The sequence below is a fragment of the Stenotrophomonas sp. STM01 genome (assembly GCF_014852135.1).
Taxonomy (GTDB): Bacteria; Pseudomonadota; Gammaproteobacteria; order Xanthomonadales; family Xanthomonadaceae; genus Stenotrophomonas; species Stenotrophomonas capsici.
In genome coordinates this window covers 91,385-105,010 of sequence record NZ_JACVBA010000002.1, presented here as the reverse complement: position 1 = coordinate 105,010, position 13,626 = coordinate 91,385, and the positions used below count along the sequence as shown (strand labels likewise).

Genomic DNA, 13,626 nt, shown 5'->3' with positions numbered 1-13,626 from the left:
ATGCGGGGTGACGGCGGGGGCGTGAGGCGGGGTTCCCCTCCCGGCCGAAGGGTTGGGGATCGGCGTTGGTCCCGGTACCCTGCGCCGGTGGCACGCTCCCTGCGTCGATGCCGCGTGTCCCGCGGCGGCTGCCGCCCCCTCAGGTGCGGGTTGCCCTGTCTGTCGATCGGGTGGTTCCGTGTCCAAGGGTGTGCTGGTTTCGTTGGTGGCGTCGCTGCTGTTCGGCGTGATGTATTACGGCAGCCCGCACCTGGCACCGCTGCAGGGACAGGACATCTTCGGCTGGCGCGTGCTGTTCGCCGTGCCGCTGGTGTCGCTGATGCTGCGGGTGAGCGGCGAGCGCACGTTGATACCAGGCACCTTGCAACGCCTGCGCACCGACCGCCGGCTCTGGCTGGCGATGCCGGCCTGCGCGGCGATGGTCGGGGTGCAGTTGTGGTTGTTCCTGTGGGCGCCGCTGCACGGGCGGGCGTTGCAGGTGTCGATGGGCTACTTCCTGCTGCCGCTGGTGATGGTGCTGGTCGGGCGCGTGGTCTATGGCGAACGCCTGTCGCCGCTGCAGCGGCTGGCGGTGGCCAGCGCCGCGTTCGGCGTGGGTTGGGCGCTGCTGCGCAACCACGGCCTGTCGTGGGAGATGCTGCTGGTGGCACTGGGCTACCCGGCGTACTTCCTGGTGCGCCGGCACCTGGACATCGCCCATCTGGGCGGCTTCTGGGTGGAGCTGGTGCTGTTGCTGCCGGTGGCGGGGTGGGCCGCGATCGGGGACGGCCAGGCGCTGCTGCAGATGCTGGCGCAACGCCCGGCACTGTATGCATTGATCCCGTTGCTGGGCGTGGTCAGCGCGGTGGCGCTGATGTGCTACGTGCTGGCGGCGAAGATGCTGTCCTTCAGCCTGTTCGGGCTGCTGACCTACGTCGAGCCGGTGCTGTTGATGCTGGCCGCACTGTTGCTCGGCGAGAGCGTCGGGCAGGGCCAGTGGCCGACCTACATCGCGATCTGGATCGCGGTGGCCCTGCTGGCGCTGGAAGGCGGCATGAAGCTGCGCCGCCGCCGGTTCAACGGCGGCTGTAGCGCTCCCTGAGATAGCGCTGGACATCGGCACGCGTCATCGGCGTGCCGTCGTGGCTGACGGCGCTGAAGTCCACGCCGTTCTCCCAGAGCTGGAGCGCGTTGACCACGGCGATGTTCTCCGAGGCGGTGCGTTCCTGCAGCCCCAGCAGGTAAGCATTGAAGCCGGCCTCGCGCAGCCAGGAGTCGTAGCTGGCGTCGTGATCGGTGGCGAACTGCATCTGGTAATGGCACTGCTCGCGGTCCGGCGACGGGCGTGCGTCGCACTGAGCATCCCAGGCATGCAGGCCGATCACCGCGTCCGGCTCCAGCTGGCGCTGCGCAGCGGCGGCCCAGAGGGCAACGCACATGCTGGCGCAGTGCGAGCTGACCCGCACGATCAGGTTGCGGCGGCGGATCATCCGCGCCGCCTCCAGGCCGGGCTTGGCGTAACCGCCGCCACTGGTGATGTCGATGCGTTGCAGCGAGGGGTTGGCCTCCAGCGCCGCCTGCAGGTCCTGGGCGAAGTTGCGGCCGACGCTGCCGGTGATGCGCAGCACGCGGCCCTGTTCGCCCACCGTCATGCGCGCTTCGTCCAGGGTGGCCAGCGTGGTGGATTTCTCACCCTGCACGACGTGCGCCTCCGAGCGTGCCGCGCCGCGCGAAGACGCGGTTGCGGGGCCGGGCGTCGCATCGGCCTGCGCCGTCGCGCCGGCGCCGGGTGCGTCGCGCCTTCCGATGTACCAGGCCAGCACCACCAGCACGCAGGCGCCCAGCATGACCCGGGTGAGGGTCAATCCGCCCTTCCTGGGCTCGGGCCGCCTGCGGGGTGCCGGGCGCATCGGTGCCGGGCGGGTGGGGTCCTGTTCGCTGTGCATCCTGTTCCCTGGGCAGATCGTGGGGTGGCCGGATTCTGATCTGCCCGGCAGGGCACTTCAAGACAAGGATTGGACAGCACGGCCGGAGGGCACCGCCCCGCAGGCTCAGCCGCGATTGGCGCTGGAATGCTGCTCCCATCCGGTCACCACGAACAGGACCACGGTGGTCCACGCATTGGCCACAAGCAGGTTGAAGCGCCAGCCGACGATCGCGGTGATCGCAAGAAGTCCCAGGCCGACCAGGTGCGAGACGGGGTAGTGCCCGTGGATCACCCGCTTGTACAGGCCGCTGCCGAGCAGGAACAGCGCCGGTCCCACCACCAGCACCAGCAGGGACGTTCCGTCCATGCGGGCGGTGGGGTGCGCGATGACCAGGTCATTGCCGACCGCGGTGACGATGACGCCCGCCAGGATGAGCACGTGCAGGTAGTGGAACAACGCGGCGTAGCGGCCGGGGTCCGGTGCGTGGACGATGACCTCGGTCGCTTCCTTCACCGCGACGCTGAAGTAGACCCGCCACATCGCCACGCTGCCGGCGAACGCGGCCGTGAACGCGAGCAGCATCGGCATGTCCCAGTGGTGGGCGTGGCCCAGCGTTGCGCCCGCGACCAGGACCGACTCGCCCAGCGCGACGATCATGAACAAGGCACAGCGCTCGACGATGTGCCCGCCTTCCACCGTCCAGTCGCGCTCGCTGTTCGAACGGCCCAGGCCCGGCAGCGGGAAGCCGAACATCGGGGACAGGTACTCGCAGGCCACGGCCACCGCCCACAGGAGCATCCGTGGCGTGCCTTGCTGCAGGCCGCCGGCGATCCAGAACACCGCGCTGATGCAGGCCCATCCGAGGATGCGCGTGTAGTTGGATGCCAGCGGCGCGTTGCCCAGGCTGACGCGGATGTACAGGGCGCGCCCCACCTGCATCAGCGCATAGCAGCCGGCGAAGAGGAGACCGCGCTGGCCAAAGGCGTCCGGCAGGGCCGCGGCCATCCCCAGCGAGACGAACATGAGCCCGAACAGCATGCGGCGGATGCGCGGGGACTCGGGGTCGAACCAGTTGGTGATCCAGCAGGTGTACTGCCAACCCAGCCAGACCGCGAACCACAGCAGCAGCGCCTGGGCGGCGCCGAGCGGGGTCAGGTTGCCCAGCAGGAAGTGCGATACCTGGGTGACCGCAAAGACATAGACCAGGTCGAAGAACAGTTCCGCGTAACCGACCTTGGCCTCATGGCCGTCGCGCACGCGGAGCATGGAATGGATTCGGGTGTTCACCGGGGCATCCGTGGAGAGGGGTTCAGGGTCACTTGGCCGCGTGCTTCCACGCCAGCCACACCGCCAGCGCGAGTGGCACCAGGTAGATCGCGGCCTGGATCGGCAACTCCTCGCGCAGCGTGTAGCCATGCGACAGGCCCGTGCGCAGGTTCCAGCCGACGACGGCCAGCCACGCCGCGGCGAAGAGCACGGCCGCCATCACGCGTCGTGAGGGGCCCCCCAGCCACGACGCCAGGGCGGCCAGGAGAAGTCCAGCAACGATCAGCAGGGTTGTGCGCATGGTTCAGTCCGTCGCGTTGGGGTGGGTGTTCGTATCCGGCATCGGTGAGGCGTCATTCCCGGGCGCGGGCGGTTCGGTCCACGCGAACAGCCCCAGGCTGCCGGCGATGTCCTTGCCGGCGTAGGGCGGGAAGACGTCCAGCACCTCGTCGGGGTTGCCGATCAACATGGCCTTGGTGTTGCTCAGCGTGTCGAAGCCGGCCTTGCCGTAGTACTTGCCCATCCCCGAGTAGCCGACGCCGCCGAAGGGAAGGCTGTCGATCCAGCAGTGCAGGTTGGTCTGGTTCACGCAGCCGCCACCGAAGGACACGCTCCCCAGGAAGTAGTCGATGGCCGCCGGGTCCTTGCTGAAGATATAGGCCGCCAGCGGCCTGGGCCTGCGCTTGATGAGGCCGACCACTTCGCGCAGGTCGTCATAGGGGATGACGGGCAGGACCGGGCCGAACACCTCCTGCTGCATTGCCGGGTCGGTCCACGCGGAGGGATACAGCACCGTCGGCTCGACGTACCGGCCGGGGACGTCGAAGCGACCGCCATGCACGACCTTTTCCGGGAGGATGTACGAGGCCACGCGTTCGGCATCATGCTCGCTGATCATCCGCGCGAAATCCGGGCTGTGGCGGGGGTCTTCGCCGTACATATGGATCAACGACCGTCTCAGGCGCGTGATGAACGCATCGGCGATCGAACGGTGCACGCAGACGTAGCCCGGGGCCACGCACCACTGGCCGGCGATGGCGTTGTGGCCCCAGGCGATCCGGTCCACCGCGATGTCCAGGTTGGCGCTGGCATCGACGACGGTCGGGTTCTGCCCGCCCAGTTCCAGCACGACCGGGGTCAGGTGTTCGGCGGCGGCGCGCAGCACCACCTTGCCGACCGCCGAGCTGCCGGTGAAGAAGATGAAGTCGAACGGCAGTTCCAGCAGCGCCGCGATCTCCTCGCGGCCGCCGGTGACGATGGCGACATCCTCGGGGTTGAAGTGCTTGGTGATGCAGCGGCTCAGCAGTTCGGCGGTCGCCGGGGTGGTGTTGGCTGGTTTCAGGATCACGGTGTTGCCTGCGGCCAGCGCGGCGATGGCGGGGTCCAGCAACAGCAGGATCGGCGCGTTGAAGGGGCCGATGACCAGGGTCACCCCGTACGGCTCCTTGAACACGAGGCCACGGTTGCCACGGGCCTCCAGTCCCGGCGGGATCGGCACCGGTTGCGGTGCCATCAGGGCCTTCAGGTTGTCCCGGTAGTACTGGATCACGCCCAGCGGGACAGTGATCTCGAACAGCTGCTCGAACGGTGGCTTGCCGAAATCCTGGTGCAGCGCCGCGCAGAGCGCCTGCTGGTGCTCGCGCAGCATCCGCTCCATGCGGTCCAGTTGCTCCAGGCGCCATGCAAGGGACTTGGTGGCATCGGTGTCGAACCGCGCCTTCTGCGCGTCGAAGCAGGACTGGAAACGATTGCTCATCGTGATTACCCCACGCGATTGGCCGCTGAACGTCCTGTCCATGGAACAGGGACGGTGACGCGCTTCGTGCGCGTCACCGCCATGCATCAGCGGGTGGTATAGCCACCATTGGCGAAGATGGTCTGCCCGGTGATCCACCAGCCATCGGTGACCAGGAACTTGACGATCGGCGAGATGTCCTGGATGTCGGTCAGCCCGGTCCTGCTGTACTTGCTCAGTGCCGCGGCGGACTTGTGGTAGGCCACCGCGTCCGGCTGTTCCTGCCCGTAGAAGAACGGCGTATCCATCGGGCCCGGGCCGATGGCATTGACCGAAATGCCACGCTCGCCGAACTCCTTGGACGCGGCGCGCGTGTAGTGCTCCACGGCGGCCTTGCTGCCCGGGTAGATCGCATAGAACGGCGTGTAGGCGGCCAGCAGGGAGCTGACGATCGTCACGATGTTCCCGCCGTCGGCGAGGACGCGCCCGGCCTGCTGGATGAAGAAGAACGCGGCCTTGGCATTGGCGTCGAAGCTCTTGTCGTAGTCGGCCTCGGTGATGTCGGCGATGGGTTTCTTGATGACCACGCCGGCGGTGTTGATGGCGATGTCGACCTGGCCGAAGTGGGCCTTGGCCTGGTCGAACAGCTTCACGTTGTTGTCGACCACCGCCAGGTTTCCCTGGAACAGGGTGGCATCGGCCCCCTTGGCCTTCAGTTCGGCGGCGGTCTTCTCGGCGTCGGCGCGGGAGGCGTCACTGTTGTAGTGGAGGGCGATGCCGCGCGCGCCGGCATCGACGAACTGGTGGGCGATCAGCGCGCCGAGGTTCTTGCCGCCGCCTGCGATCACGGCGACTTTGTTCTTCAGGGAATGGTCGTTCATCTGCATGTTCCTGGTGGTGGGGCGGTGGTGATGGCGCTTCCGGCACGCCGGCGGTCGCCGTGTGGCCTCGCTGCGGCGCAGGAGGAGGTGCTTGCAGCTCAGTTGCCGCGGGGTTCGTCCCGCTGTGGAGCGTTCTCCTGGCGCAGGGCATCGAGCAGCCGGGTGAGTTCGGAGCGACTCTCCCGGGAGGCTGCCAGGCGGCTTGCGCCGGTCCTGGCATCGGTGCCACGCAGCCAGCCGGGCGCGGACGGGCCAAGTGCGGCCAAGGCCGCTTCCTGGATGCAGGCCTGCCGCAGCGCGGTGAGGACCGGTTGCAGTTCGCGCAGCGTCCTCACCCGCAGCGCCGGGGTGCTGCGCGCGCTGCGCTCGTTCTGCGCCTGGCGCCGCAGCTGCACGGCGGCGGCAGCCAGCAGCGCGGCGCTCAACGGGTCCGTCTGGCGGATCTCCGTCGAGCGTTGCGCGACCCGTTCATGCAGATCGAATCTCGAGAGGTCCTGGGGAAGGTGCGGATGCATCAATGCCTGCAGTTCCCCGAAGCTCGGGGTCCGCGGGTTGGGCGGCGCGGGCGCGGTGCCTGTCATCGCGGGGCGTGTTTCATCCGACGAGGCGTGGCCTGCACGTGGCGTGTCGGCGGGATGCAACGGCGCGCGGTGCGGCGATGCGTGGCGGGGACGGTCATTCCTCATCGTTTATCACCGACGGTGTGAGGAAGCATGCGTGAACATCATGTCAATAGCCCTTATCTTCCGTTGCCAACAGGTACGGGATGGCGGGGTCATGCTTGCTGCGACGTCAACGCAATGCCGCACGCCTTCAGGGCCAGGGCATCGATCTGATGACACTGCTCGGTGGTGTCCTGCGTAGCACGGTTCAGGTAGAGGCTGGCAGACATGCGGCGTATTTCCTGCAGGGCCTGGACACGTTGGTGGGTACTGAGCGAGGCGTTGTCCAGTGATTCGATCAGGGCGTGGATCTGTTCGATGCTTGGGTGCGTCACGACGGTGTGTTCTTCGCGTTGGAGTGTCGGGCCCCTGCGGCGCCCTGCTGGGCTTGGGCCGGGGTGATGGGTTCTGTCAGGACGTTCCGGGATCAGGTTGACGTGCTGAAAACGGTTGGTGTGCTCAATTCCATGCTTGTCTATCCCGTGAAATCCGTCGGTGCCGTCAGCAGCTACACGTTGCATCTGGCGGACTGGCCCGAGGTCTGCCTGCCGGGTTCGGAGTACTCCAGGGAAAAGCTCAACGCAGCGCTCAGGGCGGCCGTACGCGAACACATGCGGGCCGGAAGGCTCATCCCGCTGCCACGGAGCCGGCCGCGGGACGGTATCGACGCGCGCCTGTCGGCTGCGGAGTCGATGAAGGTGCTGGTCCTCAATGAGATGGTGAGAAGCGGTGCCTCCTGTCACTCCCTGGCGCAGACCCTGTGCATGCCCGTGGATTTCGTCAGGGCCGGCCTGGACATCTCGCAGCCGTTGAACATCGACCTGCTCGAGAGCATCGTCGGTGCACTGGGGCGGCGCTGGGTTGCCTACATCGCGTGAGACCGGTGGTCGGGCACGCTGTGCTTGACGCTCCGGATACCACCGCCGGATCATGCGCGGACGCGGGTGTGTCAGGGTTTCGGGGATGTCGCTCCTGGCGGGAACTGGGGCAGCTTTAAGCTACAAAAGCGGGTCATTGAATACACGCATCGTTTGTCACCGCGGGGGTGATAAACGGTGAGGAATGGCCTTTGTGTCTGTTCTGTTTCGGCGCCTGGCGCGCGCGCGGCGATGACCGGCGCCGCGCTAGGCCGGTGGATGCCAGGAGACTCCCATCAAGTACGATTTTTTCCTCGGTCGGGTCCGGCGCTGGTTGTCGAACATCCCTGTCCACGATCCGGTTGATCGTCGCAATGCCCCCTTCGTGCAGGTGCTCCTGCTGTTCCTCGGGGTGTTCATCCCACTCAACAAGTCGCTGTTCCTGTACGCCGTGCTGAGCGGTCGCTGGTCGGGGGACCTGCCCGGCTGGACGGCGCTGGCCGCCGACCTGACCACGGACGTGTTGATGACCTCCGCCGCATGGACAGGCGTGTGGCTGATCCGGCGTGGCCGTTTCCGCCAAGGGGTACACGTGTTCCTCGGCGTGGTGATGCTGTCGATGGCGATCATCTACATCACCACCGGCATGGTCGGGCTGAGGTTCGACCCCATGCCGATGATCCTGCTGGCGCTGGCAGGCCTGATCCTGGGGCGGCGGACGCTGTGGATCACGCTGGCCACGTTGCTGGGGATCGTCGCGGCGACCCTGGTCGCGGACTTCATGCGTGCGGCGCTCGGCGGCGGGGCGATGCCGGTCGCGGGGCTGGGCAAGGCCGTGTCGCTGGCCGGCATCTGGCTGCTCATCACCATCGCGCTGGACCGCACCGTGGCCGCGCTGCGCAACAGCCTGGAGGAATCCAACGCCCGCGGGCAGGCGCTGGCGCTGGCCTACGAACGGCTCCAGGAAGAAGTCCGCGAGCGCGAACGCACGCGCGACCAGCTCGTCCACGCGCAGAAGATGGAGGCGGTGGGCCGCCTGGCCAGTGGCGTGGCCCACGACTTCAACAACGTGCTGGGCATCATCCTGAGTTATGCCGCGCAGCGGGAACGGTTGGCCGACAGGGGGGCGCCGGCACTCTATGAGGCGCTGGGCGACGTGGACCTGGCCGCCAGGCGGGCGTTGACCATCAGCCGGAAGCTGTTGAGCTTCAGCCGGCAGGAAGTCGCACGGCCGGAGGTGTTCGACGCGGCGGCGTCACTGCGCGAACTGATGCCGATGCTGAAGCAGCTGTTCGGGGCGCGGGTCCGCCTGCAGCTGGAGTGCGCCGATGGCGCGTTGCCAGTGCGGATGGACATCGATCGCTTCGGGCTGGTGATCATCAACATCGCCGCCAACGCGAGGGATGCCATCACCGATACCGGCACGTTCCGCATCCAGGCAGGCCGGCTGGACGGGGCCTGGGTATGCCTGGACCTGACCGATGACGGCAAGGGCATGCCGGAAGACGTGCGCACGCAGGCCTTCGAACCCTTCTTCACCACCAAGCCGAGCGGGATGGGGACTGGCCTGGGCTTGTCCGTGGTGCGCGACATGCTGCTGGAGGCAGGCGGAAAGATCGACCTCTTTGGCCCGCCGGCGCAGGGCACGACGGTGCGGATCCTGCTGCCGCTGGCCATGGATGGGGAGACCGCTCAGCCGGCGAGCACGTAGCCCTTTCCGCGGACCGAGAGCAATGGCAATGGCGGGGCATCGGGTGCGGCGGCGGCGGCCTTGCGGCGGACGCGGTGCACCAGGGCTTCCAGGCGATGCGGGTCGAAGTCCGAAGCGTCATCGGTCAATGCGTCGATGAGCCGCTCCCGCTCCACGGTCTGGCCGCGATGGCGGGCCAGCAGGGCCAGCAGTGAACGCTCCGGGGTGGTCAGGGCGATGATCCTGCCGGCGGGCGTTTCCAGGCACCAGCCATCGGAGAGCAGCCGCCACGTGCCGGACGGTTCCGTTGGCACCGTGCCGGTTGCCGTGCGCGGCAGGCGGCGCGACAGGCTGTGCAGGGTGACGGCGATGATCTCGACGTCCACGGGCTTGGCCAGATAGATGTCCGCCCCGTCGCGCAGGGCGCGCAGGTGGTTCTCGCGGCTCTCGGTGCCGGTCAGCATGACGATGCCCAGCCCGGGCTGGATGCGGCGCAGGTGCGAGGCGATGCTCAGGCCGTCCTCGCCCGGCAGGGCGATGTCCAGGATGACCACATCGAAGGCCTCGGCCAGCAGGCCCCGATACAGTTCCGTGGCATCGCCATACCCCTGGACGTTGAACCCATGGTCGCGCAGGCCGGGAAGCAGGATGCGATCACGCAGCAGCGCGTCGTCCTCCGTGACCGCGACCTTCAGCGGTGGCTCCGGAAGGTCGGGCGTGGGCGTGGTTCTGTCGTTCAAGTGGGGGCGTGATCGTTGACCGTCGCGCCAGCCTACTGCAGTCACCGGGGCTTTTGTAAGCGACCCGGCCGGCGACCGCGGCAGGCCGGTCGCCGGAGGCGGCGATGACGCCGCGGGGTACCGCGCGTGCCGGCCCGGTGGCCGGTCAGCACTCGATGACGTTGACGGCCAGGCCGCCGCGGCTGGTTTCCTTGTACTTGTCCTGCATGTCGCGGCCGGTATCGCGCATGGTCTTGATGACCTTGTCCAGCGACACCTTGTGCTTGCCATCGCCGCGCATGGCCATGCGGCTGGCATTGATCGCCTTGACCGCGCCCATCGCGTTGCGCTCGATGCAGGGGATCTGCACCAGCCCGCCGATCGGGTCGCAGGTCAGGCCGAGGTTGTGCTCCATGCCGATCTCGGCGGCATTCTCGATCTGGCCCGGGTTGCCGCCCAGGGCGGCCATCAGCCCGCCGGCCGCCATCGAGCAGGCCACGCCCACTTCGCCCTGGCAACCGACCTCGGCGCCGGAGATGGAGGCGTTCTCCTTGTAGAGGATGCCGATCGCCGCGGCGGTGAGCAGGAAGTCGAACACGCCCTGCTCGGTGCTGCCGGGGCAGAAGCGGTCGTAGTAATGCAACACCGAGGGGATGATGCCGGCCGCGCCATTGGTGGGCGCGGTGACCACGCGGCCACCGGCGGCGTTTTCCTCGTTGACCGCCAGCGCGTACAGGTTGACCCAGTCCAGCGTGGTCAGCGGGTCGCGCATGGCCGCTTCCGGGCGCGCGGACAGCTCGCGGTACAGCGTGGGCGCGCGGCGGCTGACGTGCAGGCCGCCGGGCAGGGTGCCCTCGGAGCGGATGCCGCGCGTCACGCAGGACTGCATGGCGTCCCAGATCTCGCGCAGGCCGGCGCGGATCTCGTCCTCGCTGCGCCAGCATTTCTCGTTCTCGAACATCATCTGCGCGATGCTCAGGCCGCTGCGCGCGGCCTGCGCCAGCAGCTCGTCGCCGCTCTTGAACGGGTAGGGGATGGGCGTCTGGTCGGGGACGATGCGGTCATCGGCGGCATCGTCCTCGTTGACCACGAAGCCACCGCCGACGGAGTAATAATCGCGGGTGGCGATGATCTGGTCGTCGGCGTCGTAGGCGGTGAAGCGCATGCCGTTGGTGTGGTACGGCAGCTTCTGGCGCTTGTTCATGGGCAGGTCGCGCTTCTCGTCGAAGGCGATTTCGTGCTGGCCCATCAGGTGGATGCGCTTGGTGGTGCGGATGCGCTCGAGCGCGGCCGGGATGATGTCCGGGTCGATCAGGTTGGGGCGGTGGCCTTCCAGGCCGAGCAGCACCGCCTTGTCGGTGCCGTGCCCCTTGCCGGTCAACGCCAGCGAGCCGAACACCTCGGCGCGGATGCGCACGGTGTCCTGCAGGCGGCCCTGGTCGAGCAGCCAGCGGTGCACGAAGCGCTCGGCCGCGCGCATCGGGCCCACGGTGTGTGACGAACTCGGGCCGATGCCGATCTTGAACAGGTCGAACGTGCTGACGGACATGCGTGCTTCTGCGTACTGCGTGGAGAGGGCCGCTATTCTACGTGCTGGCGGCGGCGGGCCATGCCTGCAGCGCAGCATTCCAACCACAGGGCAGCGGCATGAGCGGATTGGTGTTGTTCCAGCGCGATGATTGTCATCTGTGCGACCAGGCACTGGCGGTGCTGGCGCAGGCACGCGCACCGGCGTTCGAAAGCGTGTTCATCGATGACGACGCGCCGCTGGAGGCGCGCTACGGGACGCGTGTGCCGGTGCTGCGCGATGGCGCCGGGCGCGAACTGGAATGGCCGTTTGACGCGGCCAGCGTGCAGCGTTGGCTGAAGCAGTAGCGCGCAGCCGGGCCGATGAGGCCCGTGCCGGGCGTGGCTCGGCACGGACAACAGCGGCGCGATGGCCGGCAGCGCGGAGCCACGCTCCGCTGCACCGGCACCACGCAGGGGCGTGGCTTACTTGGCGTTGAGCTTGACGATGGTGCTGATCGCCGTTTCGTTGGGGATGGTCTTGGTATCGGTCCAGTCGCCGCCGCCCACGCCGAAGTCCAGGCGCTTGACGGTGGCCTTGCCGGTCAGCACCGGCTGCGCGCCCGGCGCCCAGGTGAAGGTCAGCGTGACCGGCTTGCTGACGCCCCGCAGTTCCAGCGTGCCATCGGCGGCGAACTGGTTGTTGCCCAGGGCGCGGAAGCCGTTGGCGGTGTAACGGGCCTGGGCGAACTGGGCCACGTTGAAGAAGTCCGCGCCCTGCAGGGTGGAGTCGCGGTCGGTGTTGCCGCTGCGGGCGCCGGCCAGCGGGATGCTGACGTCGAGCTTGCCGGCGGCCGGGTTGGCCGGATCGAAGCTGACCTGGGTCTGGAAGCCCGGGAAGGTGCCGGTGAAGACTTCGCCGTCGTACTTGGTGGCGAATACCAGGATCGAGCCGGTCCCCGGTGCCTGCACGTAGTCGGCGGCCATGGCCGGGGCGACGGCCAGCATGCCGGCCAGGGCGGCGGCGACGGCGGCCGGGGAGGTGAGTTTGATGTTCATGCGGATTCCTTTTGCGGGGTGCTGAGCCAGCCTTGCGGCAGCATGCGGGTGAGGGTGGCGTCACGCTGGTGAACGTGATGGAAAACGGCGGCGCCGGCATGGCCCAGCACCAACAGGATCAAAGCCCAGAAGCCCCATTCATGGATCAGGTGCGAGACCTGCGCGGCCGATTCGCTTGGCGCGACCAGCTTGGGCATCTCGACCAGCCCGAACAGCTTGAACGGGCGCAGGCCGCTGGCCGAGTCGTACAGCCAGCCCGACAGCGGGATGGCGAACATCATCACGTACAGCAGCCAGTGGGTGAGGCTGGCCACGCGCTCCTGCCAGCCCGGCGTGCCCGGCACCGGTTCGGGCGCGCCGGCGTACAGGCGCCAGCCCAGGCGCGCGGCGACCAGCACCAGCACGGTGATGCCGATCGACTTGTGCATCGTGTAGATCCAGAAGTACTTCGGGGTCTTGGGAAACTCGCCCATGACCAGGCCGACGATGCCCAGCGCCAGAATCAGCAGGGCGATCAGCCAGTGCAGGGATTTGCTGACGCTTCCCCATTGCTGGGCGGTGTTCTTAGTGGTCATGGCGTGGTTCCGTCTGTGTGGCGTGTTCCAGCGCGGCATCGGCCGCGTCCTGGAGGGAAGTGTCCTGCGCGTCGGCAGGGGTGTCGGTGTCCGGCGCGGGCGCGGAGGCGTTGTCGTCACGCACCGCTTCGGCCTCGATGCGCAGCTCCACGCGGTCGCCGATGACCGACTTCCATGCGTTGATGCCGAAGTCGGCGCGGCTCAGCGCGGTGGTGGCGGAGAACCCGGCGGTGCGGCGGAATGGCGGCAGCGGGTGACGCTTCACCGCATTGAGGGTGACCTCCAGCACCACCGCGCGGGTGACGCCGTGCAGGGTGAGCTGGCCATGGACGCGCGCATGGGTGGCGTCAACGGCCTCCACGCGATCGGAGACGAAGCGTGCCTGGGGGAAGCGCTCGCCGTCGAGCAGGTTGCGCGCCAGCGTGGCCTGGTTCCATTTCGCATCCCCCAGGTCGACCCGGGTGAGTGGCACGGTGACGTCCAGCCGGGCGCTGCTCCAGTCCTGCGGGTCGAAGTGCAGCACGCCCTCGCTGCCCGAGACCGTGCCCAGCGCCTGCGAGAACCCGGCGTGCTCGATCGCGAACAGCACCCGCGTATGCACCGGGTCCAGCCGGTACGGCTCGGGTGCCGCAGCGGCCGCCAGCGGCAGCAGCCCCAGTGCCAGCATCAGGATGGGTCGCAACAAGGTCCCGGCTCCCCGGTTTCGGAATGGGCATGATTCTAGGCACAGTTGGGCGGAGGTTTGTGCGTACACGCTGCAACGGTTTGT

15 protein-coding genes are annotated in these 13,626 nt (G+C 68.1%); 4 read left to right on the top strand and 11 right to left on the bottom strand.

Going from position 1 to position 13,626, the window contains the following annotated elements:
• Nucleotides 1-178 precede the first annotated feature (178 nt).
• Nucleotides 179-1,081, top strand: coding sequence for an EamA family transporter RarD (gene rarD, locus IB227_RS10525; protein WP_192287389.1), 903 nt, complete (start codon nucleotides 179-181; stop codon nucleotides 1,079-1,081).
• On the opposite strand, the gene IB227_RS10520 is transcribed toward rarD, so the two are convergent.
• The 6 genes from IB227_RS10520 to IB227_RS10495 all read right to left on the bottom strand — a co-directional run bounded on the left by IB227_RS10520 (nucleotide 1,056) and on the right by IB227_RS10495 (nucleotide 6,370).
• The gene (locus IB227_RS10520) at nucleotides 1,056-1,844 is read right to left on the bottom strand and encodes a hypothetical protein (RefSeq protein WP_192287388.1); all 789 of its coding nucleotides are present in this window, start codon (nucleotides 1,842-1,844) and stop codon (nucleotides 1,056-1,058) included. The two genes, rarD and IB227_RS10520, sit on opposite strands and share 26 nt — an antisense overlap.
• A gap of 186 nt (nucleotides 1,845-2,030) precedes the next feature.
• Nucleotides 2,031-3,194 (bottom strand): low temperature requirement protein A, encoded by a 1,164-nt coding sequence (locus IB227_RS10515; protein ID WP_313251707.1) that lies wholly within the window; start codon nucleotides 3,192-3,194, stop codon nucleotides 2,031-2,033.
• A gap of 28 nt (nucleotides 3,195-3,222) precedes the next feature.
• Nucleotides 3,223-3,393 (bottom strand): hypothetical protein, encoded by a 171-nt coding sequence (locus IB227_RS10510; RefSeq protein WP_225591792.1) that lies wholly within the window; start codon nucleotides 3,391-3,393, stop codon nucleotides 3,223-3,225.
• Nucleotides 3,394-3,477: 84 nt separating this feature from the next.
• Nucleotides 3,478-4,929, bottom strand: a complete 1,452-nt coding sequence (locus IB227_RS10505) for an aldehyde dehydrogenase family protein (RefSeq protein WP_192287387.1) — start codon at nucleotides 4,927-4,929, stop codon at nucleotides 3,478-3,480.
• A gap of 86 nt (nucleotides 4,930-5,015) precedes the next feature.
• On the bottom strand, nucleotides 5,016-5,789 hold the full coding sequence (locus IB227_RS10500) for an SDR family oxidoreductase (protein ID WP_132865263.1): 774 nt from the start codon (nucleotides 5,787-5,789) through the stop codon (nucleotides 5,016-5,018).
• Between the two features lie 98 nt (nucleotides 5,790-5,887).
• Complete coding sequence (locus tag IB227_RS10495) at nucleotides 5,888-6,370, bottom strand: hypothetical protein (protein ID WP_192287386.1); 483 nt, start codon at nucleotides 6,368-6,370, stop codon at nucleotides 5,888-5,890.
• 386 nt (nucleotides 6,371-6,756) lie between these two features.
• Here IB227_RS10495 and IB227_RS10490 point away from each other — a divergent pair, with 386 nt between their 5' ends.
• Complete coding sequence (locus tag IB227_RS10490; protein ID WP_192287385.1) at nucleotides 6,757-7,329, top strand: hypothetical protein; 573 nt, start codon at nucleotides 6,757-6,759, stop codon at nucleotides 7,327-7,329.
• A gap of 313 nt (nucleotides 7,330-7,642) precedes the next feature.
• Nucleotides 7,643-9,019: an ATP-binding protein gene (locus IB227_RS10485; RefSeq protein WP_192287384.1), complete on the top strand. Its 1,377-nt coding sequence runs from the start codon at nucleotides 7,643-7,645 to the stop codon at nucleotides 9,017-9,019.
• Here the strand turns inward: IB227_RS10485 and IB227_RS10480 are convergent.
• Both IB227_RS10480 and IB227_RS10475 read right to left on the bottom strand, forming a co-directional pair.
• The gene (locus tag IB227_RS10480; RefSeq protein ID WP_225591791.1) at nucleotides 9,001-9,738 is read right to left on the bottom strand and encodes a response regulator transcription factor; all 738 of its coding nucleotides are present in this window, start codon (nucleotides 9,736-9,738) and stop codon (nucleotides 9,001-9,003) included. The two genes, IB227_RS10485 and IB227_RS10480, sit on opposite strands and share 19 nt — an antisense overlap.
• Nucleotides 9,739-9,883: 145 nt before the next feature.
• Nucleotides 9,884-11,266, bottom strand: coding sequence for an L-serine ammonia-lyase (locus tag IB227_RS10475; protein WP_192287383.1), 1,383 nt, complete (start codon nucleotides 11,264-11,266; stop codon nucleotides 9,884-9,886).
• Nucleotides 11,267-11,364: 98 nt separating this feature from the next.
• Here IB227_RS10475 and IB227_RS10470 point away from each other — a divergent pair, with 98 nt between their 5' ends.
• Nucleotides 11,365-11,592: a glutaredoxin family protein gene (locus IB227_RS10470; RefSeq protein ID WP_132865257.1), complete on the top strand. Its 228-nt coding sequence runs from the start codon at nucleotides 11,365-11,367 to the stop codon at nucleotides 11,590-11,592.
• Nucleotides 11,593-11,709: 117 nt separating this feature from the next.
• On the opposite strand, the gene IB227_RS10465 is transcribed toward IB227_RS10470, so the two are convergent.
• The 3 genes from IB227_RS10465 to IB227_RS10455 are packed head-to-tail and all read right to left on the bottom strand — an operon-like array spanning nucleotide 11,710 to nucleotide 13,524.
• Nucleotides 11,710-12,282 carry a YceI family protein gene (locus IB227_RS10465; protein WP_132865256.1) on the bottom strand — a complete coding sequence of 191 codons (573 nt, stop codon included), beginning with the start codon at nucleotides 12,280-12,282 and terminating at the stop codon, nucleotides 11,710-11,712.
• Nucleotides 12,279-12,857: a cytochrome b gene (locus IB227_RS10460; RefSeq protein ID WP_192287382.1), complete on the bottom strand. Its 579-nt coding sequence runs from the start codon at nucleotides 12,855-12,857 to the stop codon at nucleotides 12,279-12,281. The genes IB227_RS10465 and IB227_RS10460 overlap by 4 nt, the downstream gene beginning before the upstream one ends.
• Complete coding sequence (locus tag IB227_RS10455; RefSeq protein ID WP_192287909.1) at nucleotides 12,847-13,524, bottom strand: YceI family protein; 678 nt, start codon at nucleotides 13,522-13,524, stop codon at nucleotides 12,847-12,849. The genes IB227_RS10460 and IB227_RS10455 overlap by 11 nt, the downstream gene beginning before the upstream one ends.
• Nucleotides 13,525-13,626 lie beyond the last annotated feature (102 nt).

Coding starts and splice junctions, on each gene's coding strand:
- IB227_RS10510 (WP_225591792.1), bottom strand. CDS start 3,393: ATGGCGGCCGTGCTCTTCGCCGCGGCGTGGCTGGCCGTCGTCGGCTGG.
- IB227_RS10505 (WP_192287387.1), bottom strand. CDS start 4,929: ATGAGCAATCGTTTCCAGTCCTGCTTCGACGCGCAGAAGGCGCGGTTC.
- IB227_RS10500 (WP_132865263.1), bottom strand. CDS start 5,789: ATGAACGACCATTCCCTGAAGAACAAAGTCGCCGTGATCGCAGGCGGC.
- IB227_RS10495 (WP_192287386.1), bottom strand. CDS start 6,370: ATGACAGGCACCGCGCCCGCGCCGCCCAACCCGCGGACCCCGAGCTTC.
- IB227_RS10475 (WP_192287383.1), bottom strand. CDS start 11,266: ATGTCCGTCAGCACGTTCGACCTGTTCAAGATCGGCATCGGCCCGAGT.
- IB227_RS10470 (WP_132865257.1), top strand. CDS start 11,365: ATGAGCGGATTGGTGTTGTTCCAGCGCGATGATTGTCATCTGTGCGAC.
- IB227_RS10465 (WP_132865256.1), bottom strand. CDS start 12,282: ATGAACATCAAACTCACCTCCCCGGCCGCCGTCGCCGCCGCCCTGGCC.
- IB227_RS10460 (WP_192287382.1), bottom strand. CDS start 12,857: ATGACCACTAAGAACACCGCCCAGCAATGGGGAAGCGTCAGCAAATCC.
- IB227_RS10455 (WP_192287909.1), bottom strand. CDS start 13,524: ATGCTGGCACTGGGGCTGCTGCCGCTGGCGGCCGCTGCGGCACCCGAG.